This window comes from Bifidobacterium sp. M3-N-101 (assembly GCF_023656805.1).
Taxonomy (GTDB): Bacteria; Actinomycetota; Actinomycetes; order Actinomycetales; family Bifidobacteriaceae; genus Bifidobacterium; species Bifidobacterium breve.
Genome location: NZ_JAMOKQ010000002.1, coordinates 32,762 through 48,810, shown reverse-complemented (window position 1 = coordinate 48,810; position 16,049 = coordinate 32,762). Strand labels below are relative to the sequence as shown.

Here is a 16,049-nt window from a genome sequence, read left to right as displayed (position 1 = left end):
TCGTTCTGGGATTGACTAGGCATTGGCCAATGCGCTGACCCTTTGCGGTGTGATGCCGATGATGTCGGCCACGTCACGCACGGTCATGCCTTGTCCGCGCAGCAGTCCGACGGCGTTTGCGGTGAGTTCGGATGCCTTGGCGCGTGCTTCGGTCGCCTCGCGGCGGGCCGTGAGCAGTTCGTCGATCATGCGTTCGTCCTGCTTGGACAGCTTCGGATCCACGGTGACTGTTCCGACCTGCCGGCCGAGCATTCCGGCGGCATCTCGCACCATGACCTCGACTTGGTCGAGGCGTCGCGCCTGTGTGAACAGGCCGGGGATCTCGGGCACTTCCACGGCCCACCAGTTGCCGGAGCGCTCCGCGATTGCTGTGACGTTCATTGGTTCGCTCATTTCAGGTTCCTTTCGAAGTAGCGGATGATGCCCTTGGCGGTGAGCTCGTTGACCTCGCTGTGGCGGGGCACTGTGGTCTCGATGCCTTGGATGCTGACCTTGCTGTGGTTGCCGCCCTCGGTCCAGATGGCGGTCGTTCCGTGTTCCTTGGCCAGCTTGTTGAGCTTCCGTTCGAGTTCCTTGCGCTTCATAACTATAGTCTACCTTTATTTACTAAACAAGTCAAGTGAGGTTTACAAAACTATGGTGTTGGGTCATGCGATGAGTGTGGCCGATACGGCGTCCCTCAGACGTGCGCACGGCATGGCGACGTAGCGTTGCGTGGTCTCCACCGAGGCGTGGCCCAGCAGTCGGCTCACGGGCAGCAGGCCGTGCGTCGCCTCCCATGTGCGGGTGGCGTACCGGTGTCGCAGCGAGTGTGCGGACCATCCATCGAGCAGACGTGATAGGTGTTTGCCGACATAGCTCGCTTCGACATGGGATCCCCACCGTCCTGGGAAGATGTAGCCGGGGCCGTGAGCGCGAATCTCTCCTGCGAGGTCGTCGCTGATTGGCACCATGCGCTGTACGTCGCCTTTGCCGATCACCATGAGGCTCCAGCCCATGAGGTCTCTGACGAGGTCGGCGTCGGATATTTTGGCTATCTCGAAGCGCCTGAGGCCGGCCTCGGCTCCGAGTCTGAGCATGAGCCGTTCCCGGTCGGTGGCCTTTGAGAGGGCTTTGAGGATGACTATGTCCGGGCATGGCCTTGGGTGGGGGTGTGGGCGCCGTATGCTCGGTAGCGCACGGCTGGGGTCGGTGTCGATGTGTCCGGTCTGGAACATCCAGCCGAAGAATCCGGCGCATGCGTTTCGCGCGCCTTTGCGTGTCTCCGGCTTCCATTCGCGGCCGGCGAAGTAGGCGACTAGGTCACTGGCCTCCACGTCGAGTGGGCTACCGCCGAGCGCTTGGCTGATGGCTGTGAGCTGGCATCGTCTCGTGTTGATCGTGCTGGCGGCGTATGCGCCGGCCTTGAGGGAATCAAGCCATTGTGCGATGTAGTCGCGCCATCCCGGCGCTGGATATTGTTTAGTAGGCATGGCAACCGCCTTACCTTGGTTATCTGACGCGCGACCTTGCGCGTCCGTAAGTGATAAAACAAACGGTCGCCAACCTTCAAGATTGGCGACCGAATACTCCACACTGGTAGCGGGGCATGGATTTGAACCGTGGACCTCTGGGTATCCCAGAGGTCCACGGTTCAAATCCATGCCCCGGCTTATTCTAAGTTTAGCGGCGTGACACATGATGTGTCATGACGAAAAAATGGGTAGCGCCCCCGTTATGGCGTGAGGAATTGACCGGATGGCTCGCGGCACTGAAGGCCGGTGGCCGCAGCGAGCAAACACTATTGACCAGACGGCGAAAAATGACATACACGGCCGTATGTCTTGGCGTTTCGCCGTATGAGGTCACCTGCGAGATGATGACACAGTGGTTCGCCTCGCAATCCTGGAAACCGGAAACGCGCAAAGCGTACCGCAACACGGTGTCGAGCTTCTTCGCATGGATGCGGCAGACCGGCCGACGCAATGATGACCCAAGCATGGAACTGCCTAAAATCAAACGTCCTAGACCTCATCCGCGCCCGTGCCCGGACAAGGTGATATTGGCCGCGTTGGGGCGTGCCAGCGAGTCCGAGAGAATCATGCTGCGGCTCGGTGCCGAGTGCGGTTTAAGGCGTGGCGAGATAGGCCGGGTGTCCAGTGGCGACGTGGTTGACGATCTCGTTGGCCGGTCGCTGGTAATCAACGGCAAGGGCGACAAACAGCGCATAGTGCCGTTGCCGGATGATTTGGCCGACCTGATAAGCGCGTGCGATGGGTACGTGTTCCCCGGCCGGTTCGGCGGGCACGTCGAGGAAAGCTACATAGGCGACAGACTGTCGAGCCTGCTCGGTGACGGATGGACCGCGCACAGCCTGCGCCACCGGTATGCTACCGCCACGTGGCAAGCCACGCACGACCTGCTGCTGGTGTCCAAGCTGCTCGGTCACGCGAGCGTGGAAACGACACAGGTGTACGTGGCAATGCCAGACGAACGGCTGCGCGCGGGCATGGCCGCCGTGCTGCTCTCAGCCTGACAGTTGCGCCCATGTGACGGTCTTCAACACCGCGAGAATCAACGCGCGGAGCTTGGTGTCATCGGGCGTGCTGCCTTTCAGATTGCCGATGCGGTCGTAGGCCATTAGTCGACTCTCCACACGTACACATCGAACGTGGTTTTGTCCACGTACATCGCGCCGGCCACGCCGCTGCCGGTGGGAGCACCCTGGGTGAACACGATGCCCGGACCCGCCGGACCCGCCGGACCCGCCGGACCTGCGGGGCCTTGCGCGCCGGTTTCGCCCCTGGCTCCGGCGGGGCCTTGCGCGCCGGTTTCGACCTTCGGCCCCTGCGGTCCCTCGGGTCCGCGAGGGCCCTGTGGTCCCTGTTCGCCGCGAAGACTGCCGATTTTTCCGAATGTCATGGTTAGTTCCTTTCTTGGTTGTTGGTGTAGAGGTCCATGGTGTCCAAGTCGAGGTAGATGTCACCCGGCTTGCCGTCGATGGTCGGGGAGCCGTGCCCGGTGAGGAACCGGGGCATGCTGTCGATCATGGTTTTGATGTCGCCGGTGACGGCCTGCCATGCGGCGAGGTTGCGTCCCGGTTTGAACGTGCGCGGGTCCACGTCCGTAAGTTCCGCGTATTCCAGCGTGCCGGCCGTGTCGGGCACGGTGAACCAACGAATAGACCCGTAGGGCACTTGCTCGTCGGTTTTCCAACACCATTCGGGACCGGTGGGCTGGATGTCCACGGTGGCTTCGCCTTCTTCGTCCAGCACCACGGTGAACGTGTCGGGCAACACCACACTTGCGTCGTCGGTATGACGGGCGGATGGTTGGAACACGACCATGCCGACGCCGGCACGGGTGCCGCCGTTGGTCGGGGCGCGCAATCGTATGTGCACCATCGTCATGATTGGGCTACTTTCCGGCCATGCGCAGCGGATTGTATGCCACGCCGAAACCACCAGCGATAAGACCGCCCACGGTGGTGATGTAATCACCCACGGTCGGGTCACCGAACTGGGTGAAACCGAAACCGACCGCTACGGCGATGAGACCGGCCACATACGCGATGGTGCGCACGGTGTTGTTGAACACGGGCGTGTAGCCCTTCTCCGCGTCCATGCTGCCGGTGGCCTTGTGGTCGGCCACGCCCGGCGTGTTCAATGGGTCGCTCATTTGCCCGTCCCCTTGTCCTTGGTGGTGATCTGGATGTCGAGCGTGGACAACTTGCTTTCCACGGCCTTGCGCACGGTGTCGGCGATGGTGTTCGGGTCCGCGCCGATGCTCTTGGCCATGGCCTCCAATGCGGCCGTCTGAGCCTTCTCGTACGCGGTCGTCTTGGCCTGCACGAGTTGGCTGATCTGATCGGCGCGCGCCGCCCACGGGGCTTTCTTGCTGCTGCGAATCTCTTTCACGCCGGCGTTCTTCAACACCACGACCTGGTCCGGGTGTGATAGGCCGACGCGGCCGGTTTCGGGGCTCCAGTAGTAGCCCACGCCGCTATCGTCGTCCCAGATAACCAGTGCTGTGCTCATTTCTGTTTCTCCTTGACTAGATGGATTGGTTAACAATTGATTGGCGCGGTCGATGACCCGTTGGACGGGCAGACCGTTCGGTGCGCGGTCGGGGCATCCGTAATGGTCCGTGCCGGGTATCTCGCGGTGCAGCCACACGTTGCCGTTCAACCCGTCGTGCCAGAGCTTGCCGAGCCCGTAACGGCGGCTAATGTCCGCGCACAACTGTGCGGACGCTTCCACGCATGCGTCGGTCATGGGCACGCCTTGCATGCCGCCTTCATGCTCGATGCTGATGGTGCTGTTGTTGCTCGAAAAATTCGCGTCGGAATATGAGCCGTTGGCTTCGCTCACGTACTGGTGAATCTCACCCGTGCCGCCGATGCCGTAATGGGCCGAAGCCTGCGAACTCGGCCGCTGGAAAACGGCGTCTGTGCCGGCGAGACGGCCGACCATGATGTGCAGGGTGATGTGAGTCACCCGATGCCCGTTGCGCCCGTTGTAATGGTTCGGGCTGGGCACTTGTTTGATGTTCAATGCCATTGTTGTGTCCTTTTAGTTGTCGTGTTTGAACAAGCCTTCGGGCGGGTTCGGCGGGGGTGGTGGCGCGCCCCTGTATATGTGGTCGATGAGCGCGCGGTTATGCTCCCACAACAGATTCATGTCGGCCATGGTGTCCTTGAGTTCTGTTTGCGCTTCGTGGAGCATGTCGGCGCTGTTTTCCTCATGCGTGGCTTTGTTGTTGAGCCACGCCACAACGGCCTGCACGGCAGCGCCGAACGCGACGCCGCACGCGCCGGCTATCGCGGTGATGAAATCCACCATGTTTCCTTTCAAATGAGACGGGATCACAGGGTTATGAGTTCGGCGTGGCCGACGCAAGCACCGATCAAAACGGTGTGGCCACCGTCGATTGGGTCCGACACTCCACGCCTCCTCAGGCAATGCTGGTGATGCTGGCGAGAACGTCGTCCGATGATCTCAACCGATTCCTGAGCCCAATGGTGTACGAGCTGACCAATAATGGCGCTCAAGTCAGGTTCCGCAGGAACGATAGCAACGCCTGGGCCGGCAATCAGCCGACGAAGTTCTACTGGCTCGCCCTCTGGAAGTAGGTCACCAGATGGCTAGGTAAGAGAACGTGAGCGGCCAGGACTCGGCCCAGTTGTGCGTGTCCAGACGCCAGAAACGCACTTGGAACTCGGTGGCGGTGATATCCCACACTATCGGGTTGAAGATTCTGGCTCTGTCGTCGCCGTCTTGGTTATTTCTGACGCGGGTTACGAGCACGGCCTTGGGTTTGGTCTTGTGCTTGGCGAACCTGACCGAGGCAGCACCCAACTGTGTTGTCTGGAGGGTGACGGTGCCGGACTCGTAACCCTGTGTTATCGCGGCGATCTGCGATTGCAATGAGTCGATTTGCGTGTTCTGCGCGTATTTCACCCATGCCGAACCGTTCCAACAGTAAGGCCCGTTGTTATTGCCGTCTGAGGTCACGTAGCCGGTTTGGCCGGTGGCGCCTCTCATCGTGGCGAGCGTGGCGAGCGTGGCCGCTATGGCGGGTTTCACGCCCTCGATGGTCGAACGCTGGTCCACCAGTTTCAACGCGGCTTCCGTGGTTTCCGCCGCCTGCCGGAAACCAGCGGCCGCGTTCGATACTAGGTCGCTGCCTTCTATGTAGCTGATGCCGTAGGTGGGTGTGGTTTTCATTCTTGGTTTCCTTCCCAGTTCGGCCGGTCGATGCCGGTCGTGCTTGTCGGTTTGTCGAAAACTGTGAATCCTGTCAATTCCGCGAACGTGAACACGCATTGCGCGAAGGTGGCCGGCCAGTCCGTGAAGTCCTGCCAGCGCATGCCGGTGTTCGCTGTGGAGTCGAGCGGGTACATGGTCGCTTCATGGGTCATGCCATGCTTGTGGGTGAACGTGATACGCCCGCCGATGGTCGTGAACGCGCCGGAGAACGCCGGTCGCCCGTCCATGCCGGTCAACGTGCTCAAACGTATGCCGGTGATAAGCACGGGGCCGGAGGGTTCGGGACGGAACAGGTGCGGGAACGACACCGGATCTAGGTTCGTTCCAATGAACTTAATGGACTCGTTGCGCAGCCGGGTGTCGTGCGTGATGATCCACGAGGCCGCCGCCTGCCGTTGCGCGTCGGACGGGGCGAACGTGCCGCCCGTGTGCAAACCACCGGAGTCGTCGCCGGCCACGGCGTCCGAATCGGCCGTGACGCTTTTCTGCGTGTCCGTGAGCCGTGTGGGCAGACGGCTCAAATCCGTGTAGACGGTTTCCATGTCGTCGTATTCCACCACGCCGTCGTTGTTCTTCGCGCGTTTGGTTTTGGCCACGGCTTGCGTGACCGGCTCCATGATGGACAGTTCCAAATCGCCGGCCACGAGATTCGCTGGCAACGTGTCACGGTGTTGGCCGTCCACGAGCACGTACGGCATGCCATCCACGCCCACATGCACCTGCACCGATCCGGCCAACGACAGCGGGCGGAGGGTGATGGTTTCACCCTGGTAATGCTCGTACCATGCGGGCGCGGGCATGACGTGCGCGTACATGCGCGACAACAAGTCAAATTGCGAAGGGTAATCGTCGGTCTTGTACGTGGCGACTGCCGGGGGCAATTGCAACGATTGGGGTTCGGCTATGGGAGCGCCCGCCTGTTGGGCGCGCTTGTTGAGTTCCGCCAACCGCGCGGCCGGGGTGCCGACCCAATGGCGTCCCGCGTGCTTCGCCTCACCGCTGGTGGGGCCTTGTGATTGCAGGCGTTTCCACATGACCATCAGGCTTGTGGCGGTCAAATGGATGCGCCACCTGTTGCCCAAGTCGGTGACGGTGCCGCCATGGCCTATCGTGCCGATGAACAGGGTGGGCACGTTCTCGCCCGGAGCTTCTGGAGCCGTGGGCACGTATTGCTGGTGCAGTTGGGCGATGGTGCCGCGTATCCGCTCCCATGCGCCCATGCTGTCGGGCAGCATGTCCCACGTGGGTTCCGCGCTGAGTTGCACCAGCACGCGCGAGCCCGACAATGTGACGGCCTTGCCGGCCAAGTCGCCAGCCCGGTCGATCAGGTCGAACGTGAGCACCGCCGGATCGGGTTGGCTCACGGGTTCGTCGGCTCCCCACGAAATCGTGAAATCATCCAACGCGGCGATGTCCTGCCGATGGTCGTTGACCGGCTTCCACCCGTCGCCGGTGTCCAAGTACATGAATGGTTGTTGTGCCATCAGCGTCGCACCCCCTCGTAATCGGCTAGGAGTTTGCGGATGGCCTTGGCGGTGCCGTCCGGGTCCACCACGGTGCCGTCGATGTGCACCTCGTACTTGTTGACCACTGTCGTGCCCGCCAAGCCCGCCCGTGTTCCGTTGAGCATGGCGGACATGCTCGTGGACGCGAGTCTGGTGTTGGCGGATGCGATGGCTGTTCTCACCTTGCCTTGGAAGCCCGTTTCAAGTCCCTGGGCGAATCCCGCCATGATGGCTTTGCCGTGCGGGATCAGCAGGCGACGGTCGTAGCTGATCGGCCCCTTGTGCGAGGTGATCCAGTCGGCTATGCCTCCCACGAAACCGGTCACGCCGTCCCATGCGCTTTTCAATCCCCGGAGGAAACCGTCGATGATGCTTTTGCCGGCGTTCACGAGCAGGCCGCCCACGTTGCCCAATGCGGAGAGGATACGGCCTGGGATGCTGGAGAAGAAGCCGACCACGCCGTTCCATGCGTTCTGCGCGCCTTGTGCCGCGTTCTGGAAGAACGCGCCGATTCTGCCGGGCAACGATTGGAAGAAACCGATTATGTTGTTCACGCAATTGCCCATGAACGCGGTGAACTGGCTCCAGATGTTGCGCCCCGTTTCGGTTTGGGTGAAGAACCACGCCAGCGCGGCCACCAATGCGCCTATGGCGGTGACCACGATCATGATTGGGTTCGCGTTCATGGCGACGTTCAACGCCCATTGCGCCACTTCGGCGGCGGTCGCGGCGATGCTGAAGCCCTGCAACGCGGCCACCACGGCGCTGATGGCGCTGGCCACCTTGAACGCGGCGAGTCCGCCGCCGATGGCCACCAGCGCGCCCGCGATGGGTTCGGCGTTCGCGCTGACCCAATCACCGAACTGGGTGAGCTTGTCGGCCACCGCCTGGATGATACCGGCAGCGCCGTTGAACGCGTCGCCCAACTGCGTGCCGATGCTTCCCGCGTCGGACAAGCCTTCTGATAAGCCTTGCAGTCCGGGCGCTATCGTGGTGGCGATGTCGGAGAACGCCTGGCCCATCGAGCCGAGCGCGCCGCCCACGGCCTTCACGGTGTCCGTGAGGGATTGGAACGCGCCGGTCTTGCTTATGGAGTCGGTGAACTGCTTCAATCCTCCGGTGGCTTTCGCGGCGAAGTCGCTCACGCTGTCGGCGGCTTCGGTGAGCGCTCCGGTCACCGTGGGTTTGAACAGGTTGAACGCGTCTGTGAGTCCGCCTGTTATGGCGGCTTCCAGATTGCCCAACGCGCCTTCCATGGTCTTCGTGCTCGATGCGGCTTCCTTGGCGACGTCGCTCATGCCCAAGTCCATGATGGCCTTGTTGAACTCGTCGGCGGTGATTTCGCCCTTGGCCATGGCGTCGCGGAAATTGCCAGTGTACGCGCCGTTCTTGAGCATGGCTTCCTGGAGTTTGCCCGAAGCGCCGGGGATGGCGTCGGCCAACTGGTTCCAGTTCTCGGTCGTGAGCTTGCCCGCGCCAGCCGTCTGGGTGAGCATCATCGCCACGCTTTTGAACGTGTCGGCGTTGCCGCCCGCCACGGCGTTCAGGTTGCCCGCCGCCTCGGTCAAACCGGTGTAGTCGCTGATGCCGTTCGCGGCCAACTGGGCGGTGGTGTTCTGTATCGTTGAGAGGTCGTACACGGTGTGGTCGGCGTAGTCGCGCGCCGCCTGTGACGCCTTCTCCACGTTCGACGTGTCGATGCCCGCGAAGTTCATGGTCTGCACGAACTTGTCGGTGCTGTCGCTCATGTCGATGACAGCGCCGCCGAAGTCCTTGAGCTTGTCCCACAACGCGGTCACGCCCTTCAACGCGGCACCGCCCATGAAGCTGCCGAACGCCGCCGCCTTGCTGGTGGCCTTCTGGAACGCCTTCACCGCGTCGTCGCTGTTGCCGGTGATGCGCACAGACATGATCGCGCTATGCGCCATCGGTTTCCTCCATTCGTTCGGCTTCGTCCTGCAATATCTCCACCGCCGTCGCCCAATCCAATTCGCTTGCATTCTCCCGCCACTCCCACGGGGTGCCGCCGAAATAGCGGGACAGCAGGCAAGAGAGACGGCCTAGCGAGTCGTCAGGCCACGCGGTCAGAGAGTAGGGTTTGCTGGTTCCTGGTCTTTCTGTTCGAGCGCGATGTCTTCCACGGTGTCCATCCACTCGTCAAATCCGAGCGTGGTGTGACCGGCGTTGCGCATGGCGATGAACGCGAGATAGTAGGACTGGCGGATTCGGCTGGCGTCGCCCGCCGCCCACTTGTTGATCTGGGCGTGTTCCTCGGCCTGGCACAGGGCGCGCGGCGTGAGTCGCGTTTCCTCGGTGCGGCCGTCCGCGTAGGTGACTTTCACGATCTGCATGATCTAGTCTCCCTTTACTTCGTTGAGTGTCTTATCGATGAATTGCCTGTAGACGCGCTGCCACGCGCCTTCCGTCGAGGCCACGCCGTTGTTGACGAACAGGCGCGGCTTGATGCGCCGGGCTGGCCACCCGTAGTTGATGACGCCCGCATAGGGCACGCTTTTGCTTCCCGCGCGGATGACACCGGCCTTCTGTGTCGCCCCGACACGGATTGATGAAGCCAACCTGCCGTTCTTGCCGCGCGGCGCGAGATTGCGCACCGCTGGCAATGCGATGTTCGCGGCCTGCCGGTTGACTTCCTTGAGTTCCTTCATGTCCGCGCCCGCCTTGCGCATGGTGGACACGAACCGTTTTTGGCCTACCACGTAGGCGGCTGTCGCGGCCATGCTAGTTTCCTTCTTGCGCGTTGATGGTTCCGCTGTAGGCCGCGTGGCTGAGGTTGGTGACGGGGAAACTGAAATCGTTGGTGTTCTTGCTTTTCACGTCGCCACCGATGCTCACGGCGCTCACATTCACGTTGCCCGTCCACTTGATCTTGCCCTTGTTGTTCGGCACCCACTCGAACGGCATCTGCTCGCCAGCGTGGTCGAAGCACCACGCGCTGAGGTTGTCGGCGTCGAAGTCGTCCACGATGGTGCCTTCGAGCGTCCAATCGGTGCTTGTATTGGTGTCCTGAGAGCCGTCGAGGAAATTGATAGGGTCGTCGGTGTTGTTCGACGCCGCCAATTGCACCTTGGTGACCTGCGCGCTGAAGTCGCGCCCCTTACCCGTGTCGGTGATGGTGAGCTTGCCCGGTCCCAATGTTCTGATTGCCGCCATGATTGTGTCCTTTCGATTACATGGGGTTGAGTGTGATTTCGTATGCGGCGAGCGTTCCCGCGCCCGCGAGGTCGAAGCCGACTGGAGTGGCCGTGGCCATGTTCACGTCCGCCTGGTGCATGATGTCCATGGCTTCTAGGATCAGGTCGTAGCCGCGCGTGTTCGTGTTCGCCGTTCCCGCCACCGCGAGAATCTTGAACGTCACGTTTGGTTCCAGTTCCCAGCCGTCCCAAGCGATGTCCGGCGGCATGATGACCAAGCTGACCTTGCCCGGCGATGGTTTGACCAGTGACTGGTCTGTGGTGACTTGGAGGATCAGGCCGTGCCCGGCTTCGGTGATGCGTTCCGTGAGCTGTTCGGTGAGTTCGTCCACTCGGCTCATGCGATGCCCAATCCTGCGGGCAAGCCCGCCGCCCTGAGCTTCGGCCAAGCGGTGCGCAACGGGTCGGTGGGGATTCTGAACGGTTCCACGCCGTCCGTGATTCCCACGATGCCGTTTCTCGCGTCCTTGGCCTGCCACAAGTCCAAAGCCACCGACAGCGTGCAGTCGTCCACCACGTCCTTCGGGATGCCGTAGCCATCCACGTGCGGGGAGAGGTAGGCGCGTGCCGCGCGGAGCCTCGCGGCCAAGGCCGGACGGTCGTCGGTGTCGAGCGTTCCGGCCTGCCTTGCGAGTTCATTCAGAAGTGGGTCGTCCGCCATCAGGCCGCCGGTTTCTCGGCCACGTTCAGCAGGGTGCGCACCGCCGCCGCGTCACGCGCCTTGAGAATGTTCTTGCCGATGTCGGTCGCGCCGCCGAGCGTGTCAACGGTGGTGGCCTCCGGTGCCGTCGTGCCGCCGATGGCTGCGCGGAGTTCATTGATCGCGGCGATGATGGTCGGCTCGAACGCGGGGCCATACTTGTCTTTGGGGATATTGGGTAGTTTGGTCTTCCATTCCATGGTCGGGTTCCTTTCTGTCAGGCGTTGGCGAACTTGATGGGCAGGATGCCTTCGGGCAAGGTCACGCCGAACGCGGCGTAGCCGTACACGCTGAAGTCTTTGGTGAGGTTGAGTACGTTGTCGTCCTGGAGCTGGAAGGGGCTGTTGCCGTTCTCCCACACGGTCACGGCTCCCTTGTCGAGGAACGCGGCGGTTCCTGCGGCCGCGCCGGGCATGAGCACCACTGGCACGCGAAGCAGTGAACCGGTGATGTCGGTCGTGTCGATGCTGCCGAGCCGGTCGATGCCGCCGCCGCTGATGTCCATGAAACGGTCGCCGTCGTCGCTCAGGTGGGCGATGGCCTTGAACACGTCGCCGGAAACGCCGAGATAGTCCAATGATGTGTTGCGGTCTTCAACCTCAAGGCGCGCGTCGATGATGATGTCGAGCCAGTCGTTCGGGGTCATCGCCGTCAATGCCTTGCCCGCGTCGATTTTGTCCGAGGCGGACACGTCACCGATGGCACCGTAGAGGGCGATGCGGGTGGCGGCTTCGGTGTTGCGCGCGTACGCCTTGACCAACGCCTCAAGGGTTTTGTCCAAGTAGGGCACGCTGGCGCGTTCGATGGCCTGGCGGCTCAGGGACGTGTAGCCGCCGTAGGTTTCGATGGTCGCGGTTCGTGCCCCGATCTTGATCTCGCCATAGGGGAGGTAGTCGCCTTCCTTGGCCTGCTTGTCTACGGTGGTGGTGTCCTCGGTGACGATGGGGTAGCTCAGCGTCTCGCCTTCGGGCGGCAGCGCGGCGTGTGACACGAGGTTGGTGATGCGGCGGCGCTGTTCGAGGATGCGAAGCGTGTTGCTGATCCATACCGGCTGCGGGTCGCTGTTGGCGAGCACGCCGCCCGTGTAGTCGCGCTTGCTGATCTGCTCGTAGTCGTTGCGCGCCTGTTCGTCGCCCTTGGCGAGCTGCTTGAGCAGATGCCCGTAGCTGCGGTAGGATGCGGCGGGATTCGAGCTGCCATGGTTGTTCATGGTGGCTAGGCTCGCCTGGATGCTGCGCAGCACGTCGGCCTGTTCGGCCTGTTCCGCGCGCACCTTTTCGATGGTTTCGTTTTCCATGTGGTTCCTTTCCTGGCTGTTCTCGGTATTGAGGTTGCGGTGGTTCTCCACCTTGGCGTTCTGGTATGCGGGCCAGCTCACCAAACTCACTTCCAGGAGGCGCACGCGGCGGCGGTGGGTCACGTTGTTTTCGTCGCGTTCGTCCTCCAACGGGATGAATCCGACGCTGAGCGAGTCCAACGCGCCTTCGTCCATCAATGCCACCGCGTCGCGCCCAAGCTGGGTGTCAGCGATTCGTGCGGTGATGTGAAGCCCGTCGTCGCGGTTCTCTGCCGAAGTGATCGCGCCGATCAGTTCGGCGTGCTGGTAGCAGAGCTTGGCCGTGTCGGCGTTCTCGAAAACGGTGTCACGGTCGAACGTTTCCGCCCCGTCCCACGGGTCGTTGTAGATGTCACCGAACGGGACGGCCACGCCCTCGATGCTGCGCCCGTCACCATCTGATGCTTTGCGGAGTTTCAGGCCGCGGTAGGCGATTTCCTTGCGTTCGTTCATTCGGTTTCCTCCAAGTCGTTCGATGGTTGCGGGGTTGGTGCGGCGGGTAGTGGTGGCCTGCCTTCCATGGCGCGCGCCTCATCTACGGTGAGCACGTTGCACGCTATGAGAATCTGGTAGGTTTCGGCCTTGGTCTTCGTGTCGCTTCGGCGCATGCTGTCCCAGTCGAGTTCCACGCTGGTGCCGCGCGGCAGCACCTCACCCAACGCGAGTTCGATGGGCTGCGCGTAGGCTTCAAGAGTGAAGTCCGCGAACTGTATCCATTCCTGTTCGATATTGCTGTAGGTGAGGTTCGAGCCTTCCACCGTCGCGAGCATGAGCGAAGCGGGGATGCCCAACAGGCGGGCTATCTGCGTGGTGTCGAACTGCTGCGTCTCCAGAAACTGCATGTCCTTGGGACTCAGCGCCAGCTGGGTGTATTTCAGGTCGCCGGTGAGCACCTTCACGTCATCGACGTTGCGCTTGAAACTTTCCTTGACCTTCTCGGCCACTTCGTCGTTCAACGGCTTCGCGGTGCTGATGATGCCCGTGGGATGCGTGCCCTCGGAAAAATACCTTGATTTGTAATCGCGCGCGTCGATGGCTCCCTCGATCTCCTCGCGCGCCGCCTCGATGGGCCCCATGCCGCGCAACCGTCCCGGCACCTTCAAGAATCTGAGATGAATGATGTCGTTTGACGTGTATTCGCGCCCCATGTACCAATAGCGCTTGTCGGGGTTGGCGATGTCGCCGCGAGCGTCGGAAACGCTCACCAACGCTGGCGGCAGATTCCGCAAGCCGATGGTTGAGCCGTCCACGCCCTTCAACCTCAGCCAGAACGCGTTGCCGTTCAACGCCAAGCCCATGACGGTTTCGCTGATGAAGTCCGCCCGCCACGTGTCGGGGTCCGGGCGTTCCACGATCCGCGCGGGTTCCACGGCCATGCCATGCCGCAACTGGCGCACGGGCAAGCCGCTGACTGCGGTCTGCAATATCTGCACGCCTCGGAACACGACCGACATGTTCAACGGGTCACGCCCGGCCGGACGGCGGAACGGCGCGGTCGCCACGCTTGACACGCGATTGGCGGAACGCTTCACCGCGCCCCACATGTTCGCCATCCTCTCTCGTATGCTCATGCCGGACATGATGCGCGGCATGGCAGCGCCACGCCAAAAAATACCGGCCATAAGCGGCCATATCGGCCATAAGCGGACACGTCGGCCACGTTTTAGTACACTCCGGGCGGTGTGTCGTCGGGCATGTGCGTCAATCCCCACAGGGCGAGCGTTGCGGCCTCGATGGTCGGCGCGTTCACGCCCTCAGCCCTGTTCCACAGCCAAGCGTCACCACTCATGCGCTTACCGGCCAAACCCGCCTCACGATCCATGTCCGAATCGGGCGCGTGATTCACCGCGTGCTGATCCAACGCGCTCATGAACGCCTGCGGCGCGGTCACCGCGTCAGCCGCCCTCATATCCACAAGCTCGTAACGGGCTATGCCCCATTCATCCAAGCTCAAACGCAGCCGGTCGGCCAACGCCGCGGATGGCCCCCGCATGTCGATGCAGATGGGCGCGTGGTAGCGTTCCTGCAATTCCCTCAATCGTTCCGGCGCGCTGCCGGTTCCCGGCAACACGTCCACGACCTGCAACAGGGGCACGGCCTCGGTTTCGATGCATGCGACTATCGCGGTGCCGATGCCTCCCATGGCCACGGCCACGCCGAAACACACGCGCCCGGTGGCCTCAGCCGGATCTATAGCGTTGGCGCTGGTGGACTGCCACAGTTGCGGGTCTATCGCACGGTCGATGATTCCCGAATCCCGCAAGTTGCCGAAGGCACGCGCCCAACCCGCCGCGTCCTGGCTGAACTGACGGCGGAAATCGGCCAACTGGTCGTAGTCGAACAAATGCCCGGCACCGGGATGATGCGCCCAAATGTTGTCCAAGTCTTCGGGATCACTGCCGAACGGTATACCGAAATCGAAGAAGCAGGTTCGTCCCATGGGTTCGCCCGCGTCCATCATCGCCCGCAACTCGTCAAGCTTCGGATTGAAAAACGTGGATTCCGCCGTGCCCTCGGTCGAACAGAACGTGAGCCGTGGCCGTACGCCGGTAAGCTTCAAACGCGTGGTGGTCGTGGGAAGGAAACCGTCCAGGATCGCCTTGGCCTTGTCGGCTGGCAGCGCCCAGCATTCATCCAACGTCAGCGAATCACCCTGGAAGCCGTGGCCACCACTGTCGGTCGTGCCGCCCGGCTGTATCGTGCTGCCGTTCTTCAACGTGAGGCACATGCTGCCGTTGCTCATGCGCTTGGAAGCGGCCAACGGAGCCAGCGGAGACTTGTCGAAACCGGTGATGTACTCGCGGAACTGCTGGGATGCGTCCTTGCCGGTCTGCGCCAGATACCACGCACGACGGTTCGGCCCCCACAACGCGTTGCGGGTTTCGGTCGCCCGCTCGCGCGTGGTTTTCCCGGCCTGCCGTTGTACGGTGAGCACCAAAGTGTCGTAATAGTAGGTGCCGGTGTCGGGGTCTATCTCACCGAACACGTCGGAAACCATGCGCTGCCATGGCAAGAACGGGGTACCCAACGCTTCGGCTATGCGGGCTTCCTTGCCGCCATCGGTCGGACGCGCAAGGTTGCGCGGGGTCGCGTAGCGTGGTTTGAGGCTGGGGGTGGGTTTGACGCTCATTTCGCCATCGCCGCCATGAGTTCCTCCAGCCTGTCGTCAGTCTGGGAAGGTGTGGACGGGTAGATGGTTTCGAGCTGTTGGATGTAGCCGAGCAGGGAGGTCATGTTGCGGCTTATCTCGCGGCCACGGTTGTTCTGCGCGTCGATGTTGCGCGCGATGCTCAGCATGCTCGAATACAGGAAATCGGCCATGGCGTTGTCCGCCTTGCCTTCCCTGAACCTGTTGATGAACTTCTCGGTCGCTTTTTCCTGCGGCCCCTTGACGATTCCGGCGTCCTCCATGCCGTCGAGTCCATGGAACTCACCCATGTTGTTGCCTCCAAACCAAAATTGTTGTAGATTCCCTAATTGGCTAACGAATCAGTCCGAAATCGTGGGTTCCGTCCCTGTTTTCGGGCTTTTTTATTTGGTTTGTGGGGA

The 16,049-nt window shown here is 62.1% G+C and carries 23 protein-coding genes; 2 read left to right on the top strand and 21 right to left on the bottom strand.

Annotated elements, in window-relative coordinates:
- Nucleotides 1–15: 15 nt before the first annotated feature.
- From NBH12_RS01700 to NBH12_RS01690, 3 genes are all read right to left on the bottom strand, one after another.
- Nucleotides 16–393: a Phage transcriptional regulator gene (locus NBH12_RS01700; protein ID WP_015438376.1), complete on the bottom strand. Its 378-nt coding sequence runs from the start codon at nucleotides 391–393 to the stop codon at nucleotides 16–18.
- Entirely contained in the window at nucleotides 390–584 is a 195-nt protein-coding gene (locus NBH12_RS01695; RefSeq protein WP_015438377.1) for a hypothetical protein, read from the bottom strand. Before NBH12_RS01695 ends, NBH12_RS01700 begins: the two co-directional genes overlap by 4 nt.
- A 63-nt stretch (nucleotides 585–647) precedes the next feature.
- Nucleotides 648–1,472 (bottom strand): tyrosine-type recombinase/integrase, encoded by an 825-nt coding sequence (locus NBH12_RS01690; RefSeq protein WP_015438378.1) that lies wholly within the window; start codon nucleotides 1,470–1,472, stop codon nucleotides 648–650.
- Between the two features lie 215 nt (nucleotides 1,473–1,687).
- Here NBH12_RS01690 and NBH12_RS01685 point away from each other — a divergent pair, with 215 nt between their 5' ends.
- Complete coding sequence (locus NBH12_RS01685) at nucleotides 1,688–2,515, top strand: tyrosine-type recombinase/integrase (protein WP_250819107.1); 828 nt, start codon at nucleotides 1,688–1,690, stop codon at nucleotides 2,513–2,515.
- A gap of 104 nt (nucleotides 2,516–2,619) precedes the next feature.
- Here the strand turns inward: NBH12_RS01685 and NBH12_RS10805 are convergent, their stop codons facing one another.
- The 5 genes from NBH12_RS10805 to NBH12_RS01660 are packed head-to-tail and all read right to left on the bottom strand — an operon-like array spanning nucleotide 2,620 to nucleotide 4,820.
- Entirely contained in the window at nucleotides 2,620–2,901 is a 282-nt protein-coding gene (locus tag NBH12_RS10805; RefSeq protein ID WP_284703232.1) for a hypothetical protein, read from the bottom strand.
- Nucleotides 2,902–2,903: 2 nt separating this feature from the next.
- Entirely contained in the window at nucleotides 2,904–3,389 is a 486-nt protein-coding gene (locus NBH12_RS01675) for a hypothetical protein (RefSeq protein ID WP_065456710.1), read from the bottom strand.
- Between the two features lie 7 nt (nucleotides 3,390–3,396).
- A complete protein-coding gene (locus NBH12_RS01670; RefSeq protein ID WP_100991723.1) occupies nucleotides 3,397–3,657 on the bottom strand; it encodes a hypothetical protein in 261 nt (86 codons plus the stop codon).
- Nucleotides 3,654–4,538 (bottom strand): N-acetylmuramoyl-L-alanine amidase, encoded by an 885-nt coding sequence (locus tag NBH12_RS01665; protein WP_250819106.1) that lies wholly within the window; start codon nucleotides 4,536–4,538, stop codon nucleotides 3,654–3,656. Before NBH12_RS01665 ends, NBH12_RS01670 begins: the two co-directional genes overlap by 4 nt.
- 12 nt (nucleotides 4,539–4,550) lie before the next feature.
- Nucleotides 4,551–4,820, bottom strand: a complete 270-nt coding sequence (locus tag NBH12_RS01660; protein WP_019727759.1) for a hypothetical protein — start codon at nucleotides 4,818–4,820, stop codon at nucleotides 4,551–4,553.
- A gap of 44 nt (nucleotides 4,821–4,864) precedes the next feature.
- On the opposite strand from NBH12_RS01660, the gene NBH12_RS01655 reads away from it, so the two are divergent.
- Nucleotides 4,865–5,110, top strand: a complete 246-nt coding sequence (locus NBH12_RS01655; protein WP_250819105.1) for a hypothetical protein — start codon at nucleotides 4,865–4,867, stop codon at nucleotides 5,108–5,110.
- A gap of 1 nt (nucleotide 5,111) precedes the next feature.
- Here the strand turns inward: NBH12_RS01655 and NBH12_RS01650 are convergent, their stop codons facing one another.
- The 13 genes from NBH12_RS01650 to NBH12_RS01590 form a co-directional block, all read right to left on the bottom strand.
- Nucleotides 5,112–5,705, bottom strand: a complete 594-nt coding sequence (locus NBH12_RS01650) for a hypothetical protein (RefSeq protein ID WP_250819104.1) — start codon at nucleotides 5,703–5,705, stop codon at nucleotides 5,112–5,114.
- The gene (locus NBH12_RS01645; protein WP_250819103.1) at nucleotides 5,702–7,231 is read right to left on the bottom strand and encodes a DUF3568 domain-containing protein; all 1,530 of its coding nucleotides are present in this window, start codon (nucleotides 7,229–7,231) and stop codon (nucleotides 5,702–5,704) included. Before NBH12_RS01645 ends, NBH12_RS01650 begins: the two co-directional genes overlap by 4 nt.
- Nucleotides 7,231–9,180 (bottom strand): tape measure protein, encoded by a 1,950-nt coding sequence (locus tag NBH12_RS01640; RefSeq protein WP_250819102.1) that lies wholly within the window; start codon nucleotides 9,178–9,180, stop codon nucleotides 7,231–7,233. Before NBH12_RS01640 ends, NBH12_RS01645 begins: the two co-directional genes overlap by 1 nt.
- A gap of 156 nt (nucleotides 9,181–9,336) precedes the next feature.
- Nucleotides 9,337–9,603: a hypothetical protein gene (locus tag NBH12_RS01635; RefSeq protein WP_065456703.1), complete on the bottom strand. Its 267-nt coding sequence runs from the start codon at nucleotides 9,601–9,603 to the stop codon at nucleotides 9,337–9,339.
- Nucleotides 9,604–9,606: 3 nt separating this feature from the next.
- The gene (locus NBH12_RS01630) at nucleotides 9,607–9,990 is read right to left on the bottom strand and encodes an HK97 gp10 family phage protein (protein WP_250819101.1); all 384 of its coding nucleotides are present in this window, start codon (nucleotides 9,988–9,990) and stop codon (nucleotides 9,607–9,609) included.
- Nucleotide 9,991: 1 nt separating this feature from the next.
- Nucleotides 9,992–10,423 (bottom strand): hypothetical protein, encoded by a 432-nt coding sequence (locus tag NBH12_RS01625; protein ID WP_250819100.1) that lies wholly within the window; start codon nucleotides 10,421–10,423, stop codon nucleotides 9,992–9,994.
- A gap of 16 nt (nucleotides 10,424–10,439) precedes the next feature.
- Nucleotides 10,440–10,805 carry a hypothetical protein gene (locus tag NBH12_RS01620; RefSeq protein ID WP_118376278.1) on the bottom strand — a complete coding sequence of 122 codons (366 nt, stop codon included), beginning with the start codon at nucleotides 10,803–10,805 and terminating at the stop codon, nucleotides 10,440–10,442.
- A complete protein-coding gene (locus NBH12_RS01615) occupies nucleotides 10,802–11,125 on the bottom strand; it encodes a hypothetical protein (protein ID WP_019727768.1) in 324 nt (107 codons plus the stop codon). Before NBH12_RS01615 ends, NBH12_RS01620 begins: the two co-directional genes overlap by 4 nt.
- Nucleotides 11,125–11,364 (bottom strand): hypothetical protein, encoded by a 240-nt coding sequence (locus tag NBH12_RS01610; protein ID WP_250819099.1) that lies wholly within the window; start codon nucleotides 11,362–11,364, stop codon nucleotides 11,125–11,127. The genes NBH12_RS01615 and NBH12_RS01610 overlap by 1 nt, the downstream gene beginning before the upstream one ends.
- 17 nt (nucleotides 11,365–11,381) lie before the next feature.
- Entirely contained in the window at nucleotides 11,382–12,953 is a 1,572-nt protein-coding gene (locus tag NBH12_RS01605) for an HK97 family phage prohead protease (protein ID WP_250819098.1), read from the bottom strand.
- Nucleotides 12,950–14,122 carry a phage portal protein gene (locus NBH12_RS01600; protein ID WP_250819097.1) on the bottom strand — a complete coding sequence of 391 codons (1,173 nt, stop codon included), beginning with the start codon at nucleotides 14,120–14,122 and terminating at the stop codon, nucleotides 12,950–12,952. The genes NBH12_RS01605 and NBH12_RS01600 overlap by 4 nt, the downstream gene beginning before the upstream one ends.
- Nucleotides 14,123–14,163: 41 nt before the next feature.
- A complete protein-coding gene (locus NBH12_RS01595; protein WP_250819096.1) occupies nucleotides 14,164–15,630 on the bottom strand; it encodes a hypothetical protein in 1,467 nt (488 codons plus the stop codon).
- Nucleotides 15,627–15,938 (bottom strand): hypothetical protein, encoded by a 312-nt coding sequence (locus NBH12_RS01590; protein ID WP_100991693.1) that lies wholly within the window; start codon nucleotides 15,936–15,938, stop codon nucleotides 15,627–15,629. Before NBH12_RS01590 ends, NBH12_RS01595 begins: the two co-directional genes overlap by 4 nt.
- Between the last annotated feature and the right edge of the window lie 111 nt (nucleotides 15,939–16,049).

Excerpts from the sequence above, each read along its gene's own strand:
- NBH12_RS01600 (WP_250819097.1), bottom strand. The coding sequence starts at position 14,122 with ATGGCCGGTATTTTTTGGCGTGGCGCTGCCATGCCGCGCATCATGTCC.
- NBH12_RS01670 (WP_100991723.1), bottom strand. The coding sequence starts at position 3,657 with ATGAGCGACCCATTGAACACGCCGGGCGTGGCCGACCACAAGGCCACC.
- NBH12_RS01640 (WP_250819102.1), bottom strand. The coding sequence starts at position 9,180 with ATGGCGCATAGCGCGATCATGTCTGTGCGCATCACCGGCAACAGCGAC.
- NBH12_RS01610 (WP_250819099.1), bottom strand. The coding sequence starts at position 11,364 with ATGGAATGGAAGACCAAACTACCCAATATCCCCAAAGACAAGTATGGC.
- NBH12_RS01615 (WP_019727768.1), bottom strand. The coding sequence starts at position 11,125 with ATGGCGGACGACCCACTTCTGAATGAACTCGCAAGGCAGGCCGGAACG.
- NBH12_RS01630 (WP_250819101.1), bottom strand. The coding sequence starts at position 9,990 with ATGGCCGCGACAGCCGCCTACGTGGTAGGCCAAAAACGGTTCGTGTCC.
- NBH12_RS01700 (WP_015438376.1), bottom strand. The coding sequence starts at position 393 with ATGAGCGAACCAATGAACGTCACAGCAATCGCGGAGCGCTCCGGCAAC.
- NBH12_RS01695 (WP_015438377.1), bottom strand. The coding sequence starts at position 584 with ATGAAGCGCAAGGAACTCGAACGGAAGCTCAACAAGCTGGCCAAGGAA.
- NBH12_RS01645 (WP_250819103.1), bottom strand. The coding sequence starts at position 7,231 with ATGGCACAACAACCATTCATGTACTTGGACACCGGCGACGGGTGGAAG.
- NBH12_RS01620 (WP_118376278.1), bottom strand. The coding sequence starts at position 10,805 with ATGAGCCGAGTGGACGAACTCACCGAACAGCTCACGGAACGCATCACC.
- NBH12_RS01675 (WP_065456710.1), bottom strand. The coding sequence starts at position 3,389 with ATGACGATGGTGCACATACGATTGCGCGCCCCGACCAACGGCGGCACC.
- NBH12_RS01665 (WP_250819106.1), bottom strand. The coding sequence starts at position 4,538 with ATGGCATTGAACATCAAACAAGTGCCCAGCCCGAACCATTACAACGGG.
- NBH12_RS01660 (WP_019727759.1), bottom strand. The coding sequence starts at position 4,820 with ATGGTGGATTTCATCACCGCGATAGCCGGCGCGTGCGGCGTCGCGTTC.
- NBH12_RS01605 (WP_250819098.1), bottom strand. The coding sequence starts at position 12,953 with ATGAACGAACGCAAGGAAATCGCCTACCGCGGCCTGAAACTCCGCAAA.
- NBH12_RS01690 (WP_015438378.1), bottom strand. The coding sequence starts at position 1,472 with ATGCCTACTAAACAATATCCAGCGCCGGGATGGCGCGACTACATCGCA.
- NBH12_RS01635 (WP_065456703.1), bottom strand. The coding sequence starts at position 9,603 with ATGCAGATCGTGAAAGTCACCTACGCGGACGGCCGCACCGAGGAAACG.
- NBH12_RS01685 (WP_250819107.1), top strand. The coding sequence starts at position 1,688 with ATGACGAAAAAATGGGTAGCGCCCCCGTTATGGCGTGAGGAATTGACC.
- NBH12_RS01625 (WP_250819100.1), bottom strand. The coding sequence starts at position 10,423 with ATGGCGGCAATCAGAACATTGGGACCGGGCAAGCTCACCATCACCGAC.
- NBH12_RS10805 (WP_284703232.1), bottom strand. The coding sequence starts at position 2,901 with ATGACATTCGGAAAAATCGGCAGTCTTCGCGGCGAACAGGGACCACAG.
- NBH12_RS01650 (WP_250819104.1), bottom strand. The coding sequence starts at position 5,705 with ATGAAAACCACACCCACCTACGGCATCAGCTACATAGAAGGCAGCGAC.
- NBH12_RS01595 (WP_250819096.1), bottom strand. The coding sequence starts at position 15,630 with ATGAGCGTCAAACCCACCCCCAGCCTCAAACCACGCTACGCGACCCCG.
- NBH12_RS01590 (WP_100991693.1), bottom strand. The coding sequence starts at position 15,938 with ATGGGTGAGTTCCATGGACTCGACGGCATGGAGGACGCCGGAATCGTC.